Origin of the sequence: Brachybacterium massiliense (assembly GCF_900184245.1) — a bacterium.
GTDB lineage: Bacteria > Actinomycetota > Actinomycetes > Actinomycetales > Dermabacteraceae > Brachybacterium > Brachybacterium massiliense.
In genome coordinates this window covers 116,094-139,080 of the sequence record NZ_FXXB01000005.1, presented here as the reverse complement: position 1 = coordinate 139,080, position 22,987 = coordinate 116,094, and the positions used below count along the sequence as shown (strand labels likewise).

19 protein-coding genes are annotated in these 22,987 nt (G+C 72.1%); 8 read left to right on the top strand and 11 right to left on the bottom strand.

Annotation, left to right across the window (positions count from 1 at the left end; all coding sequences use genetic code 11):
- Nucleotides 1-95 precede the first annotated feature (95 nt).
- On the bottom strand, nt 96-1,217 hold the full coding sequence (locus BN4251_RS03605; protein ID WP_245810176.1) for a M48 family metallopeptidase: 1,122 nt from the start codon (nt 1,215-1,217) through the stop codon (nt 96-98).
- Between the two features lie 482 nt (nt 1,218-1,699).
- Nucleotides 1,700-3,160 (bottom strand): aldehyde dehydrogenase family protein, encoded by a 1,461-nt coding sequence (locus tag BN4251_RS03600; RefSeq protein WP_087483777.1) that lies wholly within the window; start codon nt 3,158-3,160, stop codon nt 1,700-1,702.
- Nucleotides 3,161-3,232: 72 nt separating this feature from the next.
- On the opposite strand from BN4251_RS03600, the gene BN4251_RS03595 reads away from it, so the two are divergent.
- Nucleotides 3,233-4,282 carry a MauE/DoxX family redox-associated membrane protein gene (locus tag BN4251_RS03595; RefSeq protein WP_087483776.1) on the top strand — a complete coding sequence of 350 codons (1,050 nt, stop codon included), beginning with the start codon at nt 3,233-3,235 and terminating at the stop codon, nt 4,280-4,282.
- Between the two features lie 48 nt (nt 4,283-4,330).
- Here the strand turns inward: BN4251_RS03595 and manA are convergent, their stop codons facing one another.
- The 7 genes from manA to BN4251_RS03555 form a co-directional block, all read right to left on the bottom strand.
- Nucleotides 4,331-5,533: a mannose-6-phosphate isomerase, class I gene (gene manA, locus BN4251_RS03590; protein WP_087483910.1), complete on the bottom strand. Its 1,203-nt coding sequence runs from the start codon at nt 5,531-5,533 to the stop codon at nt 4,331-4,333.
- Nucleotides 5,534-6,646: 1,113 nt separating this feature from the next.
- Entirely contained in the window at nt 6,647-8,089 is a 1,443-nt protein-coding gene (locus BN4251_RS03580) for a sugar nucleotide-binding protein (RefSeq protein ID WP_087483775.1), read from the bottom strand.
- 43 nt (nt 8,090-8,132) lie between these two features.
- The gene (gene rfbB / locus BN4251_RS03575; RefSeq protein ID WP_087483774.1) at nt 8,133-9,137 is read right to left on the bottom strand and encodes a dTDP-glucose 4,6-dehydratase; all 1,005 of its coding nucleotides are present in this window, start codon (nt 9,135-9,137) and stop codon (nt 8,133-8,135) included.
- Nucleotides 9,134-10,057, bottom strand: coding sequence for a glucose-1-phosphate thymidylyltransferase RfbA (rfbA, locus tag BN4251_RS03570; protein ID WP_087483773.1), 924 nt, complete (start codon nt 10,055-10,057; stop codon nt 9,134-9,136). Before rfbA ends, rfbB begins: the two co-directional genes overlap by 4 nt.
- Before the next feature lie 67 nt (nt 10,058-10,124).
- Nucleotides 10,125-11,876 carry a pyruvate dehydrogenase gene (locus tag BN4251_RS03565; protein ID WP_087483772.1) on the bottom strand — a complete coding sequence of 584 codons (1,752 nt, stop codon included), beginning with the start codon at nt 11,874-11,876 and terminating at the stop codon, nt 10,125-10,127.
- Between the two features lie 134 nt (nt 11,877-12,010).
- The gene (locus BN4251_RS03560) at nt 12,011-13,351 is read right to left on the bottom strand and encodes a hemolysin family protein (RefSeq protein WP_087483771.1); all 1,341 of its coding nucleotides are present in this window, start codon (nt 13,349-13,351) and stop codon (nt 12,011-12,013) included.
- A gap of 61 nt (nt 13,352-13,412) precedes the next feature.
- On the bottom strand, nt 13,413-14,348 hold the full coding sequence (locus BN4251_RS03555; protein ID WP_087483909.1) for a serine hydrolase domain-containing protein: 936 nt from the start codon (nt 14,346-14,348) through the stop codon (nt 13,413-13,415).
- 206 nt (nt 14,349-14,554) lie between these two features.
- Between BN4251_RS03555 and BN4251_RS03550 the strand changes: the two genes are divergently transcribed.
- From BN4251_RS03550 to BN4251_RS03540, 3 genes are read left to right on the top strand one after another with little or no spacing between them, the layout of a single operon-like run.
- Nucleotides 14,555-15,628 carry an efflux RND transporter periplasmic adaptor subunit gene (locus BN4251_RS03550; RefSeq protein ID WP_087483770.1) on the top strand — a complete coding sequence of 358 codons (1,074 nt, stop codon included), beginning with the start codon at nt 14,555-14,557 and terminating at the stop codon, nt 15,626-15,628.
- Nucleotides 15,625-16,485, top strand: coding sequence for an ABC transporter ATP-binding protein (locus BN4251_RS03545; protein ID WP_342744506.1), 861 nt, complete (start codon nt 15,625-15,627; stop codon nt 16,483-16,485). The genes BN4251_RS03550 and BN4251_RS03545 overlap by 4 nt, the downstream gene beginning before the upstream one ends.
- Entirely contained in the window at nt 16,482-17,747 is a 1,266-nt protein-coding gene (locus tag BN4251_RS03540) for an ABC transporter permease (protein ID WP_087483768.1), read from the top strand. Before BN4251_RS03545 ends, BN4251_RS03540 begins: the two co-directional genes overlap by 4 nt.
- Before the next feature lie 21 nt (nt 17,748-17,768).
- Here the strand turns inward: BN4251_RS03540 and BN4251_RS03535 are convergent, their stop codons facing one another.
- Complete coding sequence (locus BN4251_RS03535) at nt 17,769-18,830, bottom strand: CAAX protease (RefSeq protein ID WP_087483767.1); 1,062 nt, start codon at nt 18,828-18,830, stop codon at nt 17,769-17,771.
- A 153-nt stretch (nt 18,831-18,983) separates the two neighbouring features.
- Here BN4251_RS03535 and BN4251_RS03530 point away from each other — a divergent pair, with 153 nt between their 5' ends.
- The 3 genes from BN4251_RS03530 to BN4251_RS03520 all read left to right on the top strand — a co-directional run bounded on the left by BN4251_RS03530 (nt 18,984) and on the right by BN4251_RS03520 (nt 21,792).
- Complete coding sequence (locus tag BN4251_RS03530; protein WP_087483766.1) at nt 18,984-19,670, top strand: NADPH-dependent F420 reductase; 687 nt, start codon at nt 18,984-18,986, stop codon at nt 19,668-19,670.
- Between the two features lie 83 nt (nt 19,671-19,753).
- Nucleotides 19,754-21,034, top strand: coding sequence for a sensor histidine kinase (locus BN4251_RS03525; RefSeq protein WP_087483765.1), 1,281 nt, complete (start codon nt 19,754-19,756; stop codon nt 21,032-21,034).
- The gene (locus BN4251_RS03520; protein ID WP_425426180.1) at nt 21,019-21,792 is read left to right on the top strand and encodes a response regulator transcription factor; all 774 of its coding nucleotides are present in this window, start codon (nt 21,019-21,021) and stop codon (nt 21,790-21,792) included. Before BN4251_RS03525 ends, BN4251_RS03520 begins: the two co-directional genes overlap by 16 nt.
- Before the next feature lie 16 nt (nt 21,793-21,808).
- Here BN4251_RS03520 and BN4251_RS03515 read toward each other — a convergent pair whose 3' ends face one another.
- Nucleotides 21,809-21,988: a hypothetical protein gene (locus BN4251_RS03515; RefSeq protein ID WP_087483764.1), complete on the bottom strand. Its 180-nt coding sequence runs from the start codon at nt 21,986-21,988 to the stop codon at nt 21,809-21,811.
- 188 nt (nt 21,989-22,176) lie between these two features.
- Between BN4251_RS03515 and BN4251_RS03510 the strand changes: the two genes are divergently transcribed.
- Entirely contained in the window at nt 22,177-22,884 is a 708-nt protein-coding gene (locus BN4251_RS03510) for a response regulator transcription factor (RefSeq protein WP_087483763.1), read from the top strand.
- The last annotated feature ends 103 nt before the right edge of the window (nt 22,885-22,987 follow it).

Below are 22,987 nucleotides of genomic sequence, written 5' to 3'. Positions count from 1 at the left end.
GTCCACCATATGCACTCAGTGCACCTTTGAGGAGGGGCGAGTGAGGGGACGGACATGCGCTCCCCTGCACCCGCCCGTCGGCTCAGGAGCCCGGCTCAGGGGTGCTGCTGGGGCGGTGCCGACGGGGGTCCACCGGGGTGCGGCCTCGCGTCGGGGCGGGGACGCCTGGCGTCCTCCCGGTAGGGGCCGTGCGGGATCGCGTAGGCGGTGCGCTGGGAGAGCAGCGGCGCGGAGGTCTGCAGGGCCCGCATCGCGGGGCGGTCGGAGTAGTCCGCGCCGGGGAAGCGGCCGAACTGACCCTCCGCACCGGCGGGCCGGCGGGCGTCGGCCGCATCGAGCATCGCGAGCGCATCGCCCGGGGTGGGGTAGGTCGAGGACCAGGTGTGCCCGGGCGGGAGCGGCGAGGTGAACATGCTGCCGCCGGGCCGGAACCACAGCGAGCCGGGCTTGGAGCGATCGCGCAGGGCGTGGGCGCGCCAGGTGGTGATCGGGTGGGTGGAGAGCCAGTTCACGATGTGCACGAACAGGCTCGGATCGGTCGCGGCACGATCGGCGAGCTCGTTGACGTTGACCTCGGCGTTGAGGTACTTCCCGCCCGAGAGCACGCCCATCACGCCGGGCGCCCCGGCGGGCGCGAAGGCGTAGCCGTAGTTGTCGGCGGTGTACTCCTGCGAGCGGGAGAAGGCGGTGCCGAGGATCGGGATCATGCCCAGCACGTACGTGAAGACCAGGCGGAAGTAGGAGATGTGGCCGGCGGCGAGGTGGCCCACCTCGTGGCCGATCGCGAAGCGCAGCGCCTCGGGATCGCGGGTGCGCCCGCCCACCTCGAACATGTCGGAGTGGATGATCACGAAGCGGCGGAAGCCGTGGCCGGACGCGAAGGCGTTGAGCACGCCGTTGCCCATCATCACGTAGGCGTCCGGCACGCGGCGCATCCCGAAGTGCTGGGCCGCCTCGGCCACCATCCGGTACCCCTCGGGGAACTGGGTGGGGCTCATCCGCACGGCGGTGGCGCGCATCTGGGCGTACATGATGGCGCGAGCGACCCACAGGATGAGCGGGACCAGGGGCAGCAGCAGCCCGAACTGGATCAGGAGGTCGGCGGCGCCGAGCTCCTCGAGCCAGTCGAGGAGCATCTGCTCCTCGTTGACCAGCGCGCGCCGGGCGGGGAAGGCGAGGATCCACACCCACAGCGCGTAGGCGATCAGCGCGAGCACCACGCCCACCCCCAGCAGCGGCAGCTCCCAGGGGTGGCGGATGCGTCGGCGTCCCCGGATCCCCTCGGTGGTGGCGCCGTTGAACAGGCCCGGACGCTTCGGGCGCTGCGGTGCGGGCGGCGGGGGCAGCGGCGGCTGGGTGCCGGGCTGCGGCGCGGGTTGCGGGCGGCGGGGGCAGCGGCGGCTGGGTGCCGGGCTGCGGCGCGGGTCCTGGGGGCAGAGTCGTCATGGCGGTGCTTCCTGTGCGAGGGGACGCGGTGCGTCGTCGGCTCCGACGCTATCCCCGCACAGCACCGCGCGACCACTCGAGAGGGCGAATGTGCACAGATCATGGCCGCAGGTCGGAGGCGCGAGAGCCGATCGGCGCCGGGGCCGTCGGCCGAACGGCTGATGCCGGGCCGACGGACGGCGGAGCCGCACCGGCCCATCCCCTGCAGACCCCTCCCGTGCGGACGCGTCCCTCACGGGCGCCCGCGCTGCGCTCAGCGGAACAGGCGGCGCAGCAGGCGGCGCTTGATCCCCCGGTAGGGCGGGTACACGAGCCTGAGCGTGTCCGGGCTCAGCGGCTTCTTCACCACGGGCTTGGCATGGGTGAACGCCTCGATGCCGGCACGGCCGTGATAGGCGCCCATCCCGGACTCCCCCACCCCGCCGAAGGGCATCCCGGGGGTGCCCACGTGGGCGAGGGTCACGCCGAGGGCGAGGGAGCCGGAGGAGGTCTCCTCGGCGAAGCGCTCCTCGACGGCGCGGCGCGGGGAGAACACGTAGGCGGTCAGGGGCTTGTCCCCGGAGCGGATGCGGGCGATCGCCTCGTCGGGCCCGGAGACGGCCAGCAGCGGCAGCACCGGCCCGAAGATCTCCTCCCCCATCACCGCATCGTCCCAATCCACGTCCTGCATGATCGTGGGCGGGATGAAGCGCGCCTCGCGGTCGGCGTCACCGGTGCCACCGCAGATGACCTTGTCGTCGTCGATCAGGGCGAGCACGCGGTCGAAGTGCCTGGCGCTGACCAAGCGCCCGTAGTCCAGGCTGCGCCGGGGAGCGCCGCTGTACAGGGCGCGCGTGGCCCGGCGCAGGTGGGGCATCAGGCGCTGGAGGGTGCGCGGGGTGGCCATCAGGTAGTCGGGGGCGATGCAGGTCTGCCCGGCGTTGGTGAACTTGCCCCACACGATGCGGCGGGCGGTGACGGCGAGATCCGCTCCCTCGTCCACGAACACCGGGGACTTCCCGCCCAGTTCGAGCACGGTGGGGGTCAGGTGCTCGGCGGCGGCGCGGGCCACGATCCGGCCCACGGCGCCGTTGCCGGTGTAGAAGATCAGGTCGAAGCGCTGCTCGAGCAGGATCGTGGTCTCCTCGACACCGCCCTCGACCACTCGCACCCACTCGGGATCGAGGTGGGTGCGCAGCAGATGGGTGAGCGCCGCGGAGGTCGCGGGCGCCACCTCGCTGGGCTTCACGAGCGCGGTGTTCCCGCCCGCGATCGCCGCGACCAGCGGTGCGAGGGTGAGGTTCACCGGGTAGTTCCACGGCGAGATGATCAGTGTGGTCCCCAGCGGCTCGCGGCGCAGCTGCCCGGTGGCGGGCGCGAGCATCGGCCCGAGGGACAGGGGCGTGGGCTTCAGCCAGGATTTCAGGTGCTTCGCGGTGTGCGCGATCTCCTGGGCGACCACGCCGATCTCGGTCATCGCGCTCTCGGTGCGGGACTTGCCCAGATCCTGCGCGAGGGCGCGGGCCAGGCGCGGCTCCTCGCGGCGCAGCCCGCAGCGCAGCGCCTCGAGCTGGGCCAGGCGCGCTTCCAGGCTGCGGGTGGTGCCGGCGTCGAAGGAGCGGCGCAGCGCGGTGACGTCCGCGTCGATGCGGGCTCGCGCAGCGGTGTCGTCGCTCGCGGCGTCTTCGGGAGCGGCGAGGTCGGTGGGGGCGGTGTCGTGCTCGGTGGTCGACATGGCCTCAGGGTAGGGCCTGCACCTGCACGCGCGGCCCGTCGGCGACAATGGGTCGGTGGAAGGAGTGAGCGCATGCCGAGTCTGCTGATCGCCGCACCGATCCTGCTGACCCTGACGCTGCTGGCCTCCGGGCTCGCGAAGCTCGGGGCGCGGCAGGACACCGAGGACGCGATGACCTCGCTGCGGCTGCCGCTGCGGCCGTTCCACCGCTCGGTGGCGACGCTGCTGCCGGTGGTCGAGGTCGCGCTCGCGCTCGTGCTGTGGGTGCCCTCGGCGCCGCTGCAGACGCTCGTGGCCGTCGCGATCACCGCGCTCATGCTCACCTATCTGGTGATCATCGCCAGAGCCCTGACCTTCGAGGAGAGGGTGGAGTGCGCCTGCTTCGGCACGCTCGCCTCCCCGACGGTCTCCCGCACCACGCTGGCCCGCAACGTGCTGCTGAGCATGCTGAGCCTGCTCACCGTGGTCTCCGCGCTGTCGGGGCTGATGGAGACCGCGCTGGTCCGGCAGCCGCTCACGGTGATCGGCATGGGCGCCGCCCTGCTGCTCGCGATCGTGCTCACGGCCCTCGCGCTGGGCGGGATCTCCGCCCGCGAGGCCGACGCCGCACCCTCCGACGCGGCCGGCGAGCAGCTGGCCGCCGAGGAGGAGGACGAGGAGCTGCTCGACTACGAGCGCGCTCCGATCCCGCCCGCAGTGCTGCAACAGGCTGACACCCGCCTGATCACGCTGCAGCAGCTGGCCGGGCAGCGTGCGGCGCTGCTGGTGTTCGTCTCCGAAGGTTGCGGGCCCTGCGAGCGGGTGCTGGACGAGGTGCCGGGCTGGCTCACCGCTCTCTCGCCGTTCCTGCAGGTCAAGGCGGTGCTGTCGCGTCCTCTGGACCAGCTGAGGGAGCGCACGCTCGAGCGGGTGGGCGAGCATGCGCTGCACGATCTGCAGTTCACGGCACGGCGTGCGCTGGGGGCGCGCACGGCGCCGTCGGCCGTATTGCTGGGAGCCGACGGCCTGCTGGCGGGCGGGCCGGTGGACGGCGGCAGCGCGGTGATCGAGTTCGTCGAGGAGATCATCGAGCAGCTCGGCGCGGCGCAGGAGGCCGGTGAGCTGCAGGGCCCCACCGCCTGAGCCCCTCTGCACGGCGTCCCTCGTGCCGGGCTCTGCTGCCGGAGCCGCTCAGGGCACGCTGGCCTGGGCGAACCGTCCGTGGCCCCGCGCATGCAGGGGACCTGCCGAGGCCGGGACGAAGACGGCGCGTCCCGCGGGCAGGGTGCGGGAGCCCGTCGCCGTGAGCAGGGTGGTCTCCCCGTCCAGGCCCAGCACGATCCGGGGGCCGGAGCCCGGCACCGGATGCGGGGCGGTCTCGACGCCTGGCGGATCCTCGAGCGCGGTGACGGCCAGTTCGAAGTCGTCCACCGGCGCGTAATAGGCGATCGAGGTGGGGTTCTGCCGCTCGGGGGCGACCCGCAGGGGTGGTGCGGCGGTGACGCTGACGCACTGCAGCACCTCGTCGGCGTCGACCTTCTTCGGGGTGAGTCCTGCGCGCAGCACGTTGTCGCTCGCGGCCATGATCTCGATGCCCACCCCGTGGATGTAGGCGTGCAGCGCCCCGGCGGGCACGAACATCGCCTCCCCCGGCTGCAGGGTCACCGGGTTCAGCAGCAGCGCCGCCACCACGCCCGGGTCGCCGGGGTGGTGCTCGGCCAGCAACGTCACGAAGCGGTCGATGCGCAGGGAGGGGGAGGCGCCGGCGTCGGCGCGGGCCCGGCAGGCGGCGACCACCTGGTCCACGGCGTCGGGGCCGGGCCGCATCGAGGCCGAGACCAGGATGCGGAAGGCGGCGCGCATGCCGTGGGCGGTGGGGTTGTCCACCAGCAGGCGGTGGAGCCGGTCGGTGAGATCCGTGCCGAGGCCCTCGAGGATCGCGGCGGCGCGGCGCGGGGTGCGGAAGCCGCACAGCGCCGTGAAGCGGGTCAGCGCCACCAGCATCTCCGGCTTGTGGTTCGCGTCGCGGTAGGTGCGCTGCGGGGAGTCCAGCGGCAGGCCCGCGGCGTCCTCGGCGGCGAAGGATTCCGCGGCGTGCTCCCGGGAGGGGTGGACCTGGAGGGACAGCGGGCGCTCGGCGGCGATCACCTTCACCAGATAGGGCAGGTGGCCGCCGAAGGCCCGGGCGACATCCTGCCCGAGCATCCCGGCAGGGTCCTGGGCGATCGCGTGCTCGAGCGTGCCTCCTCCGGGCAGGGTGGCCGGGGCCAGCGGGTGGGCGCCGAACCAGTGCTCGGCCCAGGGCTTCCCGTCGGCGGCCTCTCCGAGGAAGTCCGGGATCGCGGTGGAGGATCCCCACAGGTAGCGCTGGCGGCGCCCCGTGAGGTCGAGCAGGCTCATGCGCCGCCCTCGAGGATCTGGGCGATCAGGCGCGCCGGCTCGTCGGGGCTCGCCGCCGGTGGGGCGCATGTCGTAGCGCTCCCAGTGCTCGTGCACCCAGGCGGGGGCGTGCGGGGCGTGCACCCAGGCGGGCAGGCCGCGTACCGCGGCCTCGAGGATGTCCGCGGAGAACACGGCGACCACGGGACGGCTCTGCGCGGCGAGCGGGAGCGGCGGGTCCTGCAGCTCGATGCCGCGGCGACGCAGCAGGGCGTGGGCGAGACGGGCAGATCGGTCGGTCTCCCCGGGCCCGGGCCGGTAGAGCGCCTGGGCGCTGCGGGCGTAGGAGTGGGCGGCGCCGAGGGTGACGCGGCGGGGCAGCTCGATCTCGGCGAGCTGGCCCAGGAACACCGGGCGCTCCTCGAGCTCGGGGGCGGCGTCGGAGGCCGCGTGGCTCGCCTCCCACAACCTCTGCGAGCCGACCACCCGCACCTCCACCTCGTCCCGGCCGGCGCTGTGGAACCGGCCGTCCTGCGCCGTCCAGGCCAGCAGGGTGGTCTCGGGCGGCAGGGGCGGGGCGAACGGAGTGAGCACGTCGTGCTGGATCACCGCGCCGGGGATCCCTGCCTCGCGCGCCCAGGCGTGCACGGCACTGCCCACCTCGAGATGCCAGCCGAGGGTGAGCACGGAGGTGATGCCGAGTCCGTCGAGAGCCCGGGCGGGCTCGGCGATGTGGCGGCGGTGCCACTGCGGGCCGCTGAGCACCTCGAGCGTGAGACCGGCGGGCGTGATCACGTCGGCGCTGCCGTGGATGTACGGCAGCACGGCGGGCAGGCCGCCGTAGGAGGCGCCGTCAGCGGTATCGATGCCGAGCAGGGTGCGGGCCGGTCCCTCCCCCTCGCGGCTGTGCAGCGTGTATCCAGCCAGGGCCTCGGCGCGGTGCGGGAGGGCCCGGTGGATGCCGGGGACCCGACGGCGGGAGCTGCGCCATTCCTGCCAGCGCTCGAGGCTGCGCGGATGGATCAGGGTCATTCTCGGCACCCCTTGTTCGACGACGGTTCCTCCCGACCGCCCAGCATTCCACACGGACGCGCCGGTGACGGGCGGATCTGGGTGTGCGGTGCCGCGTCAGGGGGTCTGTGCCGGCGCCTCCCGGCGCTCGCGGTCGACGCTCTGCTCGCCGAGGTGCTCGGCGAGGGCGTCGAGCTGGTCGCGCGGGGTGAAGCCGGTGGCGCGGAGCTTGGCGAGACAGAGGGTGGAGTGGGCGGGGCGAGGGGCGATGCCCGTCGTGCCCGCGTAGTACTCGGCCGTGGTCACCGGGCGCACCCGGACGGGGTCGTGGCCGGTGAGGCGGTAGACCTCAGCGGCGATGTCCGCCCAGCTGAGGGGCTCGCCCTCGTTGGTGACGTGATAGGTGCCCGGCTCGGGGCGGGCGGTGAGCAGGTGGTCGATCGCGGCGGCGAGGTCGGCGGTGAAGGTGAGGCGGCCGATCTGGTCCTCGACCACGGACGGGTCGATGCCGCGGGCGGCGAGGTCCGCCATCGTGGCCACGAAGTTTCTCCCGTCGCCGATCACCCAGCTGGTGCGCACGAGATAGTGGTCCCCCAGAGTGCGCACGAGCTGCTCTCCGGCGGCCTTGGTCTGGCCGTAGACGCCGAGCGGGCTGGGCGGCTCGTGCTCATGGTGGAGCTCGACAGCGCCGTCGAAGACGTAATCGCTCGAGACATGCACGAGGGTCGCACGGTGGGCACGGGCGGCCTCGACCAGGCGACCGACGCCGCTGACGTTCACCGCCCAGGCCTCGCGCCGCCCCTGCTCCGTCTCCGCGGCATCGACCGCGGTGTGCGCGGCGGCGTTGACGATCGTGCCGTACGGAGAGAAGTCGAAGACCTCGATGCTCTCGGGATCGGCGAGATCCAGCTCCGCGCGGGTCACGACGTCCACCTCCGCTCGCTCTTCCCAGAGGCTCGTGAGGGCGCGGCCCAGCTGGCCGTTCCCGCCGAGCACCAGGGTGCGGCGCGGCGGGACGGGCACCACCTCGGCCAGTCGCGGGTGCTGCTGGTCCTTCGCGGAGAGCTCTGCCTGGTCGAGCGGGATAGGCCAGGGGATCGCCGCAGTCTCGTCGGCCAGGTGCAGGAAGGTGTATTCGGCCTGCGCGGCCGCGGACCAGTGATCGTTGACGAGGTAGGTGTAGGCGGCGGGCGCCTCGAGGGTCTGGAAGGCATTGCCCACCCCGCGCGGCACGAACACCGCCACGCCGGGGGTGATCTCGTGCCAGAAGGCCGTCCCGAAGCTGGGACCTTCGCGCAGATCCACCCAGGCGCCGAACACGCGGCCCGAGGCGACGGAGATGTACTTGTCCCATGGCTCGGCATGGATCCCGCGAGTGACTCCGACGGCCTGGTTGTACGAGATGTTGTTCTGCACGGGGCCGACGTCCGGCAGGCCCGCGGCGAGCATCTTCTCCCGCTGCCAGTTCTCCTTGAACCAGCCGCGCGCATCGCCGTGCACGGGCAGGTCCAGCACCAATAGCCCGGGGATCGGGGTGGTGCGGACGGCGAGCTCGCTCATGGGGTCCTCTCGATCGCGGGAGGGCAGCAGTCCGCCTGCGCGATCACTGCCCGACGGCCATGTACTTCGCTTCGGTGGCGGCCTTCTGCGGGCGCCACCAGTCCTCATTCTCGCGGTACCAGAGGATCGTCGCGGCCAGTCCCGCCTCGAAGTCCCGGAACCGCGGGGACCAGTCCAGCTCCTCGCGCAGCGCGGTCGCGTCGATCGCATAGCGCAGGTCGTGGCCAGGGCGGTCGGTGACGTGGTCGTAATCGTCTGGGTCCCAGCCCATCATGGCCAGGATCAGCTCGACGACCTGCTTGTTGCTCTTCTCCCCGTCGGCGCCGATGAGGTAGGTGCGGCCGATCTCGCCGGCCTCGAGGATGCGCAGCACAGCACTGGAATGGTCCTCGGCATGGATCCAGTCGCGCACGTTCAACCCTGCCCCGTAGAGGCGGGGACGGATCCCGTCGATCAGGTTCGTGATCTGGCGGGGGATGAACTTCTCCACGTGCTGGCGCGGCCCGTAGTTGTTCGAGCAGTTCGAGAGCGTCGCCTGCACTCCGAAGGACCGCACCCACGCCCGCACCAGCAGGTCGCTGCCCGCCTTCGTGGCGGAGTAGGGGCTCGAGGGGTTGTACGGGGTGGTCTCGGTGAACCGCTCCGGGGTGTCCAGGGCGAGGTCGCCGTAGACCTCGTCGGTCGAGATGTGGTGGAAGCGGGTCCCGTGCCGCCGCACCGCCTCCAGCAGTGTGAACGTGCCGACCAGGTTGGAGTGCAGGAACGGGGCCGGATCGTGCAGAGAGTTGTCGTTGTGGGACTCCGCGGCGAAGTGCACCACCGCATCGGCCTCGGCGACCAGCGGCTCCACGATCGCCGCCTCCGCGATGTCTCCCACCACCAGGCGCACCCGGTCCCCGGGCAGACCCTCGAGGGAGGCGCGATGCCCCGCATAGGTGAGCTTGTCCAGCACCGTGACGGTGTTCTCGGTGCGCTCGATGACGTGGTGGACGAAGGCGGAGCCGATGAACCCGGCCCCACCGGTGACCAGCAGGTGACGGGCGCTCATGCCGAGGCTCGCAGGGCTGCGGTGGAGGGGCTGAGGTCGAGCGGGCGGTCGGCGATCTCGCGTTCGAGGGCATCGAGCAGGAACCTGCCGTATCCGGACTTCACCAGCGGCTGGGCACGCTCGCGCAGCTCCTCGTCGCTGAGATAGCCCATCCGCCACGCCACCTCCTCGGGGGCGCCGATGGTCAGGCCCTGGCGCTGCTGGACGGTGCGGATGAAGTCGCCGGCCGCCGCGAGGTCCTCGAAGGTGCCTGTGTCCAGCCAGGCCGTGCCCCGGGTGAGCACCTCGACGTGCAGGCTGCCGTCCTCGAGGTAGCCGCGGTTCAGATCGGTGATCTCGAGCTCCCCGCGGGCGGAGGGCTGCAGGGACTTCGCCCGTTCCACCACCGTCTCGTCGTAGAAGTACAGGCCCGGCACGGCGAGGTTCGAGCGGGGCTGGGCGGGCTTCTCCTCGAGGGAGAGCGCACGGCCGTCCTCCCCCATCTCGACCACGCCGTAGGCGCGGGGGTCGCTGACCCAGTACCCGAACACCGCGGCGCCGTCGACCTCCTCGTAGCGTCGCAGCTGCGCGCCCATGCCCTGGCCGTAGAACAGGTTGTCGCCGAGGACCAGTGCCGCCTTCCCGCCCTGGAGGAATCTCTCGCCCAGGGTGAAGGCCTGCGCGAGCCCGTCCGGCGAGGGCTGGACCGTGTACTGCAGGGTCACGCCGAAGCGGTCGCCGTCCCCCAGCACTCGTCGGAACGCGGGCTGGTCCTCGGGGGTGGTGATGATCAGGATGTCGCGGATCCCGGCGAGCATCAGGGTGCTCAGCGGGTAGTAGATCATCGGCTTGTCGTGCACCGGCATCAGCTGTTTGGAGACGCCGATCGTCAGCGGGTGCAGTCGCGACCCGGTGCCACCGGCAAGGATGATCCCTCTCATGCAGGCATGATGCCAGAACTATCCGTCAAATGCACCCATATCGGACATCTTGCCGTGGGTGCGGTGCTCAGCGCGGCATATTCCGCAGGTTCGACGAGGCCATGTCGAGCATCTTGCCCACGCCGCCGCCGAGGACCACCTTGGTGGAGGCGCTCGCGAACCCGCGGATCTGCTGAGCGGTGATCTTCGGGGGCATCGAGAGGGCGTCCGGGTCGGTGACCACGTCGATCAGCATCGGGCCGGGGGCCGCGAGAGCCAGGGCGAGCTGCTTCTTGAGCTTCTTCGGATCGGTGATCCGCACCGAGGGCAGGCCCACGCCATTCGCGATCGCGGCGTAGTCGACGTCCTCGTGGTCGGTGCCGTGATCGGGCAGGCCCTCCACCAGCATCTCGAGCTTGACCATGCCGAGGCTGGAGTTGTTGAACACCAGGATCTTCGTGTTCAGCTGGTGGAGCTTCACGGTGAGCAGCTCGCCCATCAGCATGCCCAGCCCGCCGTCGCCGCTGAGGGAGATCACCTGCCGGTCCGGGAACGCGAGAGAGGCGCCGATCGCCTGCGGCAGCGCGTTCGCCATGGTGCCGTGATGCCAGGAGCCGAACAGGCGGCGCTTCCCGTTGGGGGTCAGATACCGGGCGCCCCATACGTTGCACATGCCGGTGTCCACGGTGAAGATCGCATCGTCCTCCGCGAGGTCATCGAGGGTGGCGGCGACGAACTCCGGATGGATCGGAGTCATCTTCTCGACGTTCTTGGTGTACGCGGCGACCACGCCGGTCAGCGCCTTGTGGTGGGCCTTGAGCTGCTTGTGCAGGAAGCGATGGCTCTTGCGGGAGGTCAGCAGCGGCAGCACCGCCTGCAGGGTGAGGCCCACGTCGCCGTGGAGAGCGAGATCCAGGGGGACGCGGCGGCCCAGGCGGGAGGCGTCGGCGTCGATCTGCACGATCTTCGGGGCTCGCTTCCCGTCGGCCCCCGGCAGGAACTCGCTGTAGGGGAAGTCGGTGCCCAGCATGATCAGCAGGTCCGCCTCGTGCATCGCCTCGTAGCAGGCGCCGTAGCCCAGCAGACCGCTCATGCCCACGTCGTACGGGTTGTCGTACTGCATCCATTCCTTGCCGCCGAAGGCGTGGCCGATGGGTGCCTTGACCTGCTCGGCGAGCGCGAGCACCTCCTCGCGGGCGTCGCGCACCCCGGCGCCGGCGAAGAGGGTGACGGTGTCCGCCTCGTCGATCAGCTCGGCGAGTCGGCCCACGGGGCCGGCGGCCGGCTGGACGCGGCCCAGCTCGGTGGCGAGGTCGCGGGTGAGCGGGCCGTCCACCTCCTCGTCGGCGACGTCTCCGGGCAGCACGAGCACGGAGACGCCCTGCTTTGCGATCGCGGTCTGCACCGCGGCGTGGAGCAGGGTGGCGCCGTGGCCGCCGGAGTTGACCATCTCGCAGAAGTGGGAGCACTCGCGGAAGAGGGCCTCCGGGTGGGTCTCCTGGAAGAACCCGGTGCCGATCTTGCCCGAGGGGATGTGGGAGGCGATCGCGAGCACCGGGGCGTTGTCCCGGTGAGCGTCGAACAGACCCTGGATGAGGTGGGTGTTGCCGGGGCCGCACGAGCCGGCGCATACGGCGAGCCTGCCGGTCACGCGGGCCTCGGCCCCGGCGGCGAAAGCTCCTGCCTCCTCGTTGCGCACGTGGATCCACTCGATGCCCTCGGTGGTGCGCACGGCGTCGACCACGGGGTTCAGGGAGTCCCCGACCACCCCGTAGATGCGCTCGACGCCGAGGTCGCGGAGCTGGGTGACGAGGAGCTGGGCGAAGGTGCTGCGGGCCATGCGGTGCCTCCTGGGATGTCGCGTCCGGATGGGCGCCGGCCCCCAGGCGCGGCGCCCGTTCCCTTCACCCTAGCCTCGTAGCCCCCTCCTGCCGCGGGTTCCGGGCCGATCGGTCAGCGATCCGCGAGCACGGCTCAGCTTTCCTCGGGCTCCTCGAGGGAGCTCTCGCTCGCGGGTTCGGCGGGCTCCGCGACGATGAAGCGCACGGTCTTGACGCGCCGCTCGTCCACCTCGGTCACCTCGAGCACGCCGCCGTCGATCTCGACGCTGTCGCCGGCCTCGGGGATCCGGCCCAGCTGCGCCATCAAGAAACCGCCCACCGTCTCGTACCCGCCGGTGTCCGGAAGGGCGATGTCGGTCGCGGATTCGAACTCCTGCAGGATCAGCCCGCCGTCGAAGGTGCCGTCGGCCTCGACGATGCGGTCCAGGCCTCCGGGGGAGGGCCAGCTGTCGCGGTCGAACTCGTCGTAGATCTCGCCCACCAGCTCCTCGAGCAGGTCCTCCAGGGTGACGATGCCGTCGGTGCCGCCGTACTCGTCGACCACGACGGCGATCTGGTCGGCGTGGGCGCGCATACGGTTCAGCGCCACCAGCACCTCGACGGTGCCGGGGATGTGCTCGATGGGCCGCACCAGCGAGGCGAGGGTCGTGCCCTCCGGGTCCTCGACCAGCAGCATGTCGCGCACGTGCACGAAGCCGAGCACGTCGTCGACGTCCTCGCCGGTGACGGGATAGCGGGAGTAGCCGGAGTCGCGGATCTCGGGGCGGGCCTCGACCACGGTGCGGTCGCCGTGGAGGAAGTGGACCTGGTGGCGGGGCTGCATCACCTCGACCACGGTGCGCTCGGAGGCGTCGAACACGTCCGCCAGCACCCGCGACTCCGCCTGGTCCAGCGCCTCGGAGCTGCGCACCATCGAGCGGATCTCCTCGGCGGAGACGGATTCGCGGTTGGCGTCCGGATCTCCGCCCAGCACACGCACGACGAGGTTCGTGGAGACGGACAGCAGCCAGATCACCGGGCGCATCAGACGCCCGAAGAGGTTCAGCGGAGGGCCGACGATCTTGGTCATCCCCAGCGCGTTCTGCATCGCCAGGCGCTTGGGCACCAGCTCGCCGAAGACGAGCGAGAGGTAGGCGATGACCAGCGTCATCCCGATCAGCGCCACCGTCGAGGCGGTGGCGGCGGGCACACCCAGATCCGTCAGCACCGGCACCAGGGAGGGCGCGATGGTGGAGGCGCCGTAGGCGGAGGAGAAGAACCCGGCGACGGTCACGCCGATCTGCACGGCGGAGAGGAACAGATTGGGATTGCGCACCAGCTTCGCGGTGCTCTCACCGCTGCCGCCGCTCTCCTCGAGCTGCTTGATCTGCGATTCGCGGAGATTGACGATCGCCATCTCCGTGCCGGCGAACACGCCGCCGATGAGCACGAAGAGGAACACCAGGCCGAGGTTCAGGAGCGCTGTCCAATCCATGGCGCAACGCTACCGGGTGCTCGTGGGTGCTCCGCTGAGAGCTCTTCTCGCCCGCGGCCGCTCACAGCAGCGGCAGCAGCTCCTCCCACACCGCCCGCAGGATCTCCGCCGCGCCGCGCCCCTCGAGCCGGGAGGTGATCGTGACGGCGGCGTCCTGCTCGGGCAGCACGATGATCAGCTGCCCGTAGGCGCCGTCCGCCCGCCAGGCGCCCTCGGGCGTGCATCTCCAGATCCCGTAGCCGTACTGCGCGCTCTCGGGCTCGGGGTCGCCGGTGGCCACCCACGCATCGTCCGAGCGCATCGTCTCGAGCCAGGCGGCAGGCACGAGCTGTGCGCCGTCGTACATCCCGTCCTGCAGCAGGAGCCGACCGATGCGGGCGAGCTGGCCGCTCTTCAGATGCAGGCCGGTGGCGCCCCAGCTGTGGCCGTCGCGGGTGGTGTGCCACTGCGGGTTGAGGATCCCCAGCGGCTCGAACAGGCGCGGCATCAGCCAGTCGCGCAGGCTCTGCCCGGTGCGCTCGCTGAGCACGCGCGAGAGCAGGAAGATCGAGCCGTTGGAGTACTCCCAGCGCTGCCCGGGCTCGGCGATCAGTCCCGTGCCCAGCAGGAGGGAGGTGAGGTCGGGGTGGTCGCGCTGCTCGTCGAGGAAGCCGAGGATCGGGGACCCGGAGGTCATGGTCAGCAGGTGGCGCAGTCGCACCTGCTCGAGGCCGGCACCGTATCCGCCCTGTGGGGCGTCGAGGTGGTCGATGAGCAGGTCCTCGATATCCAGCAGGCCCTCCGCGGCGGCGATGCCCACGGCGAGCGCGGTCACCGTCTTAGAGATCGAGTAGATGTTCTCGGCGGTGTCCTCGCTGAAGCGGTGGCTGAGCTCTGGGCGGCCGGTGCGGTGCAGGTGCACCGCGCGAACGCCGAGACGCTGCTCAAGGAACCGCTGGCGCAGCGGCAGCAGCAGGAGCGGGTCGGGCACGGCGGGGCTGGCGGCGTCGACGGTCATTGCGTCACGGTACGCCCGCATCAGACCACGGGACCATCCTTCTGCGCAGAATCTCCACCGAAGTCGGTGGTCACGGCGCACCGTACGAGACACACTGGGAAGCTCGCGCACCGCTCCGCCCTCCTCATCATCCCCCGTCGAGCGGTCGCGGATCCACAGTCCCCCTTCCCCGTCGGCACCGTCGTCGACCTGAACGAAAGGCGCCCATGGACGCCCTGCGCCGCTATGTCTTCCCCGTGATCTGGATGCTGATCCTCAGCCTGATCGCCCTGGCACTGGTGAAGATGGCCTTCTTCCCCTCCGGCGCGGATGCGGCGGAGGAGGATCCGCAGTTCCCCACCGCCGAGTTCGACCAGTACGCCCTGGTCCCCGTCGAGACCGGCGACCTCTCCTCCGAGCTGGTGCTGGCAGCAATGGTCCAGCCCGACGCAGGCACCCCGCTGAAGGCCACGGCCGACGGGGAGATCACCAAGATCTGGCTGCACAACGGCGATCACGTGGAGCAGGGGCAGCGGATCCTGCAGGTGCGTCAGGTGGTCGAGCCCGAGATCATCGAGATGCCCATGGCACCCGAGGAGCTGGGCGAGGGCGAGGAGGCCGCCCGGGCGCCGGCACCGCAGGCACCCGCGACCGAGTACCGGTATCTGAACCTCGTCGCCACCGCGACCGGCACCCTCCGCGGGATGGAGGTCGCCGAATGGGACGTGCTCGCCAAGGGCGATGCCGTGGCCACCATCTCCCCGGGCACCTACTCGATCATCGCGGACCTCACGCCCGAGCAGCAGCTGTCCCTGCTGGACGTGGACCTGAAGGCGACCGCCGCGCTGCCCACCTCCCAGGACCCCGTCACCTGCGGCTCCCCCGCCATCACCGAGGACTCGGAGGTGGAGCAGCCCGAGGCGCCGCAGGGCGAGGTCGATCCCTTCACCGGTGAGCCGCTCTCCTCCGGCGGTGAGGTCTCCGCCGCGCAGCTGACCTGCCCCGTCCCGGCCGACGCACGCGTGGTCCCGGGGCTCGGCGTCCAGGTGACCGTGGATCTCGGCTCCCGCACCGGCGTGCTCACCGTGCCCACCACCGCGGTGGAGGGCGAGGGCACCTCCGGCACCGTGTACGCGATGGACGAGGAGACCGGCGAGCCGATGCCCCTCGAGGTCACCCTCGGCATGCGCGGCGAAGGCACCGTGGAGGTCACCGAGGGGCTCGAGGAGGGCCAGGAGGTCCTCCAGTTCGCTCCCGGTGTGGACGCCGAGGACGACATGCACAGCGTGGACGCCTGGTGAGCGCGCCCCTGCTCGAGCTGCGCGACCTGCGCCGCTCCGTGCGGCTGCCCAGCCACGAGGAGCTGCACATCCTGCGCGGCATCGACCTGAGCGTCGAGGCCGGTGACCATGTCGCGATCGTCGGCCGCTCCGGCTCCGGTAAGACGACCCTGCTGAACCTGCTGGGCCTGATCGATCACCAGACCGGCGGCGAGCTGCTGTTCGACGGGCTGGACGTCTCCCGCCTCGGCGATCGTCGGCGCGCCCGCCTGCGCGGCGCCTCGATCGGCTTCGTGTTCCAGCAGTTCAACCTGCTCGAGGGGCGCACCGCGCTCGAGAACGTGATGATGCCGCTGATGTACGGCAGCGCCGGTCAGTTCTGGCGGCGCGAGAAGCTCGCCCTGGAGATGCTCGAGCGGGTGGGTCTGGCCGATCGGGCCCAGCAGCTGCCCTCCCGCCTCTCCGGCGGGGAGCAGCAGCGGGTGGCGGTGGCCCGCGCCCTGGTGCGCAGGCCACGCCTGATCCTGGCCGACGAGCCCACCGGTGCCCTCGACGTCACCACCGGCGAGGCCGTGATGGCTCTGTTGGACGAGATCGCCCGCGACTCTTCGGCGGCGCTGGTGACCATCACCCATGATCTGCAGGTCGCGGCGCTCTCCCGGCGTTCGTTCCTGCTCGATGAGGGCACCCTCCACGACGTCCGCACCGACGGCGCGCGCGAGGCGCTCTCGGCGACCGTCGGGATCCGCGCGGGCCGCGAGGCCGTCGGCGCCCCGTCGGCCGGCACCGCCCCGCCAGTCAGCACTGCCCCGTCGGCCCGCACCTCCCCACCGGCCGACGCCGCACGGACCGCACCCCTCCAGGAGACCCAGGCATGACCGGATTCCTCGCCTCGATCGTCGAGGCCTACGGCGAGCTGCGGGTGCACAAGGGCCGCATCCTGCTGTCCCTGATCGGTGTCGCGTTCTCCGTGTTCGCGCTGACCGTCGTGATGGGCGGAGGCGGCATGCTCGGCGGAGCGCTGCAGCAGTCCATGGAGAAGAGCAGCGGGCGGGACACGCTGCTGTCCATCCAGCCGCTCGGCGACCAGCACCTCACCTTCGACGAGGCGGGCGACATCATCGAGCAGTCCTCGAGCTCGGCGAAGGAGATCACCCCCGCGGAGCAGGATGCGATCGTGCTCGAGCAGCTGGACCGCCTCGGCATCACCCAGCGCAGCCGCCAGGCGTATATGAGCACCCGCATCCAGACGCCGCAGGGGGTGGTGAGCGCCGAGCTGACCGGGGTGGATCCCGCCTACGGCGCGATGTACCGCGTCCAGCTCGCCGAGGGGCGCTGGCTGGCCGATTCCGATCACCGGCGCCTGGCGCCCGCGCTCGTGGTGAACCAGCCGCTGTACGAGCAGCTGGGCCGCCCTGACCTCGGCACCGAGACCATCACGCTGTACGGCCCGAGCGGCACCAGCGAGAAGGAGATCGCGACCGTGGTGGGGGTGATGGCCGCAGATCCCTCCACGGACTGGGCCCCGCAGGCGTACCTCGCGATGGGCGGGATCGCCGCGCTGCCGGGCGTGGGGCCGGAGGGCGCGGCGGCCTCGCAGTACCTCGCCTGGGTCCCGCCCGAGCAGGGCGAGGAGGTGCGCGAGCACCTCGCCCAGCGCCTCTCGGACACGCCGGCCGGATACTTCGAGGTGTACCCGAGCTCCTTCGGCATGGAGCAGATGCAGGTGTTCTCGATGTTCGGCTACGCCATCGCGGGGGTGGCCGTGGTGATCCTGCTGCTGGGCGCGATGGGCCTGGTGAACATCTCCCTGGTGACCGTGCGCTACCGGGTGCGGGAGATCGGGATCCGCCGCTCCTACGGCGCCACCGGCGGGAGGGTCTTCATGGGGGGGCTGATGGAGTCCGTGGTCGCGACGGTGATCGCTGGCGCGGTGGGCGTGGCGGCGGCGGTGGCGCTGGTGAAGGCACCGTTCGTGACCGACGTCTTCGCCCGGGCCGGCCTGGTGGATCTGCCGCCGTTCCCGGTGGGCGCGGTGATCACGGGCCTCGCCGCGGCGACCGCAGTGGGTGTGCTGGCCGGCGCACTGCCCGCGCTGATCGCCACCCGCATCCGGGTGATCGACGCGATCCGCAGCTGACGCGGCACCGCCTCGGAGACCTCAGAAGGGCACGGCCTCCGGAACGGGCTCGCCGGCGGCGCGGGTGACGGGCTGCAGCAGCCCGATGCGCTCACGGGAGCTGATCCAGTGCAGGCTCGCGCCGGTCAGCACCAGCAGCGTGATCGCCGCGCCGATGCCGCCGGCGAGCGCCGCGTCCCCGGCCCGGGCGGCGCTGTCGGTGAGGGCGGCGGAGGAGGTGCCCGGGGCGGCGGCCGCCGCGTTGAGCGCGGCCGCGCCTGCTCCCGCGCCGGTTCCGACGCCGACGGCGGAGACCAGGTGGGAGCCGATCATGACGCTCCCGCTCAGCACGATCGGCAGCTCCAGGCCGCCGGTCTTCCAGGCCAGCACCGCAGCGGCGAGGGCGAGCGCGAGGGCGGGCACCACCACGGCCGCGGTGAGCTCCCGGCCGATCAGCACCACACCGGTGGCGGCGAGGATCGGCAGCACGGGAGAGCGCAGCCAGGTGCCGACGGCCTGCATCACCGCGCCGCGCAGGGTCATCTCGACCCCGATCGCCTGCACCGGGGCGAGGACCAGCACCACCAGGGCCACCAGCAGCAGCTGCGGCGCAGAGGCCCCCGCTGCGGCGGCACCGTCGCCTGTTCCCGCGATCGCCCCGGCGGCCGCGGCGACCGCGACCACCACCGTGCCCATCGCCGCACCCCAGGCCCCGTAGCCGCGCAGCAGCCCCCGGCGCACCCGTGCAGCGACCGACCAGATCGTGCCCAGCGGGCGCCAGCCGCCGAAGCGCACCCCGATCATCCCGGCGGGCACCCATGTCGCCCCCATCGCGAGCGCGAGCGTGACGTCGAGGGGGCTGGCGGGATCGCCGCTGGCCACACCGAGGGTGACGTTCTCGCCGGGCACCAGGGCGAGCACCAGGATCGCCAGCACCAGCACCACGGAGATCAGCACGATGTAGGCGAGGAATGCCGCACCGAGGGTCAGCAGCGGCTTGTGCCACCTCCCCCAGGCGGGTCGCAGTGTCGCGAGGCGGTGGAAGGGGGCAGGCCGCTCGGCGGGAGCGAGCTGGTCCTCGGGGGTGTCGGTGTGTCGGCGCATGGCGTACCAACTCTAGAGCGCCGGTGCTGGGAACCGGTTCTGCAAAGTGGGTCGGGCAGAGCTGTGCGCTGTTCGAGCAGCTCGCGGGATCCGGCGGGAGCGAGAGCGGTCACTGCCCGGAAGCTCCCGCCCGCGGCGGGCGTTGGGACGGGCATGACCACCACGACTCCTCGCACCCTCGGGATCCTCGGCGCCGGCAAGGTCGGCACCGTGCTGGCGCGCCTCGCCCTCGCCGCCGGGCATGACGTGCTGCTCTCCGGCTCCGGGGATCCGTCCCGGATCGAGCTGATCGCCCAGATCCTCGCTCCCGGCGCCCGCGCCGTCACCGCCCGTGAGGCGGCCGAGCGCGCGGACCTGGTGATCCTTGCGCTGCCGCTGGGCAAGCACGCCACGATCCCGGCGGAGGCCCTCGCGGGAAGGACTGTGGTCGATGCGATGAACTATTGGTGGGAGACCGACGGGATCCTCGAGCAGTTCTCCCGCGCCGGTGCCTCCACCAGCGAGTTCATCCAGGAGCAGCTGCCCGGCGCGACCGTGGTGAAGGCCTTCAACCACATGGGCTATCACGACCTCGAGGACCTCGCCCACCGCCCCGCTCCCCGCGCCGCGATCGCGATCGCCGGGCCCACGCCCGCCGCGGACGAGGTCGCGCAGCTGGTGGACGAGCTGGGCTTCGACCCACTGCTGATCGGGCCGCTCGCCGAGGGGGTGCGGCTGCAGCCGTACACCGAGGCGTTCGGCAGCAGCGCCGATGTGGCGGGGCTGCGCGAGATCGTGGAGCGCTTCGAGCAGACGGAGCGGGGCCGCGAGGTGATGGCGGCGCTCGGCGAGGGGGTCTGACCCGCCGATCGGCGGAGGGCGGACGTCACAGGATCGGCCGAGCGGCTGATCCGTCGGTCGAGCCTGCTCCCTACGCTGGTGCCATGACCCGTCTCGTGCCCCGCGCCCCGGCGCCGCCCTCGGTGCGCAGCCGTGGCCAGTGGGTGATCGCGCTCGCGCAGAGCCTGGTCAGCGCGGCGCTGGGACTGCTGGTGATCCTGATCAGCTTCGGCACACTGCTGACGGAGTTCTCCGATCAGCCGCCGCAGGGGCTGGTGGGGATGTACGTCCTGGACGCGCTGATCGGCGTGGGCGCGACCTTGCTGATCGGGCCGCTGCGGTTCCTGCCTCCCGGCCGCGTGCACAGCGCGCTGCACCTGCTGATCGCCGCCTCCGTGGGGCTGAGCAGCTGGGCGGCGCCGGCCGCCGGGATCGCCCTGTATCGGATCGGGCTGCGACGCCGCACTGTGCTCGATGTCGCGGTGATCCTGCTGGTCGCAGGCACCTCGATGACGGCGATGAGCCTCGATTCCCGGTTCCGGCGCGCGGAGCCGGAGGCCGAGGTGCTGGTCGCGGCGGGGATCATGATGGTGCTCGCGCTGATCCCGCTGCTGATCGGGCATGTGGTGGGCACCCGGCACGAGCTGCTCGCCTCGCTGCGGGAGCGGGCCGCCTCCGCGGAGCGGGAGCGGGAGACCGCGCGGCGCGAGGCCGCCGCCGCGGAGAGCGAGGCCGCGGCGCTCGTGCGCGAAAGGGACGCCGAGGCTGCTCGGGTACGGGCCGAGGAGCGGGCGGCGCTGGCCCGCGACATGCACGACAGCATCTCCCACCACCTCGCCGCGATCGCGATGCACGCGGGGGCGATGGCCTATCGCGAGGACCTCTCGCCGCAGGCGCTGCGCGCCGCCGCGGGCACTGTGCGGGATGCCGCGCAGCAGGCCAATCGGGAGCTGCGCACGGTGCTGTCCGGTCTGCGCACCGCCGAGGACGATGCCCCGCTGGCTACCGCCCCCACCCTCGAGGGGATCATCGAGCGCGCCCGCGTGGACGGCCAGGACGTCTCCCTGACCTGGGAGAGTCTTGCCGCAGAGGAGCTCGAGTGCCGGGATCGCAGCACCGTGGTGGCGCTCGCGCGGATCCTCGGCGAGGTGACGCTGAACGCCGCCAAGCACGCCCCGGGCTCGGCGCTGCGGGTCACGATCTCCCGGAAGGGAGAGCAGGTGCATCTGCGGGCCCGCAACCCGCTTCCCGCGGCGCCGTCGGCCGCACCGTCGACGGGGCACGGGCTGCTGGGCGTGCAGGAGCGGGCCCGGCTGCTGGGCGGGGACGCCCGCCACGGCGTGCGCGGGGACGACTTCGAGATGGAAGCATGGATGCCATGGTGAACAGCACGCAGCCCGAGCGGCCCGGGCAGTCGGAACCGTCTGGGCAGTCCGACGCCGGCTCCTGCGGCGGCGTGCGGGTGCTGCTGGTCGATGATGAGGCGCTGATGCGCGCTGGCCTGCGGCTGATGATCGACGGCGCCCACGGCATCGAGGTGATCGGCGAGGCGGCCGACGGCGCCGCGGCCCTCGAGCAGGTGCGCGCCCTGGCCCCTGACGTGGTGCTCATGGACATCCGCATGCCGCGCATGACCGGCCTCGAGGCGCTGCGCGCCCTGCAGGCCGAGGGCGACGCGGCGCGGGTGGTGATGCTGACCGCCTTCGACACCGATGACTTCCTGCTCGAGGCGCTGCGCGCAGGGGCCGTGTCCTTCCTGCTGAAGGACTCCCCGCCCGCCGAGGTGGTCCAGGCGGTGCTCGATGCCGCCGCCGACCGTCCCCGCTTCTCCCCCGACGTGCTCTCCCGCCTGGTGCGCCTCGCCGCCGACGGCGAAGCGGCCGCCGCGGGTCCCGGTCCCGGCGGGGCCGACGGGTCGCCGTCGGCCGACTCGACGGCGCGCTCCCGTGCTCCCGAGGGTGTGACAGGCCGGGAATGGGAGGTCGCGCGGCTGGTCGCGGAGGGGCTCGCCAATCAGGAGATCGGTGAGCGGCTGTTCATGTCGATCGCGACGGTGAAGACCCACCTGGGCAGGCTCTATCACAAGCTGCAGGTCACCAACCGGGTGCAGCTCGCGATCCGGGTGCTCGAGCTGGGCGGCTGAGCCGCACCACCGCGCCCTACACCACCGCGGAGATCATCGCCGCGGCCCCCACCAGGAGCGTGGCCAGGCCCAGGCCCAGCACCCAGTGCGGGATCCCGCCCGGCTTCGCGGTGACGTTGGTGATGTAGATGCCGATGATCGAGGCGAAGAACAGGATCCCTGTGAGCAGGACCAGCACGAAGGTCAGCGTGGTCACGACGCCTCCCCCGCTCCGCTCTGCCGGCGCATCATCCTCGGTCCTCTCTCGACGGCGCTCACGGAGGCGCCGGATCGTCTCGTCCTCGGCAGGCCGTGCGCGCGACCGCGCCGCCAGCAGGCTCAACGATACGCCGCTCCGCACGGCATACTGGCACCGCACCGACCGCACCGTCCCCGGAGGACCAGATGGCCCGCATCCTCATCGTCGAGGACACCCCGGAGGTGCACGCCCTGCTGACCGAGACCCTCCAGGCCGAGGGGCATGAGGTGCGCGGCGCCCGCGACGGGCTGGAGGCCCGCGCCCTGCTCGCCGCGGACCCGCCCGGGGCGGCGTCGGGCCCCGACCTGGTGGTGCTGGACCTGATGCTCCCGCACGTGGACGGCTCGGTGCTGCTGGCTGAGATCCGCCGGGCCGGCGAGGTGCCGGTGCTCGTGCTCTCGGCCAAGGACGCCGTGTTCACGAAGGTGGACATGCTGCGCCTGGGGGCCGACGACTACGTGACCAAACCCTTCGACCTCACCGAGCTCACCGCCCGGATCGAGGCGCTGCTGCGCCGCGCCTCCCCCGCCGCCTCGGCGCCCGGACCGCTGGTCCACGGCCCGCTCGAACTCGACCCCGCCAATGCCCGCGCGACCCTGGACGGCACATCGCTCTCGCTGACCGCGACCGAACTGCGCCTGCTCCAGCTGCTGCTGGAGTCCCCCGGCCAGGTGTTCTCGCGGCCGCGGATCTACGAGGCGGTGTGGCAGGAGCCGTTCGTGGGCGATGACGCCGCAGTGAAGACCCACGTCTCCAACCTTCGGGCGAAGCTGCGTGAGGCCGCACCGGCGCTCGATCCGATCGAGACCGTGTGGGGGCTCGGCTACCGACTGCGCGCCCTGCCCGAGACCTGAGCGTCCCGGAGATCCTCACCTTTTCCTGACCTTCTGCGGCCACCTCCTGACCTTTGCCCCACTCCCGGCCCGTAGCGTCACAGCATCGACGGCAACCTGGAGG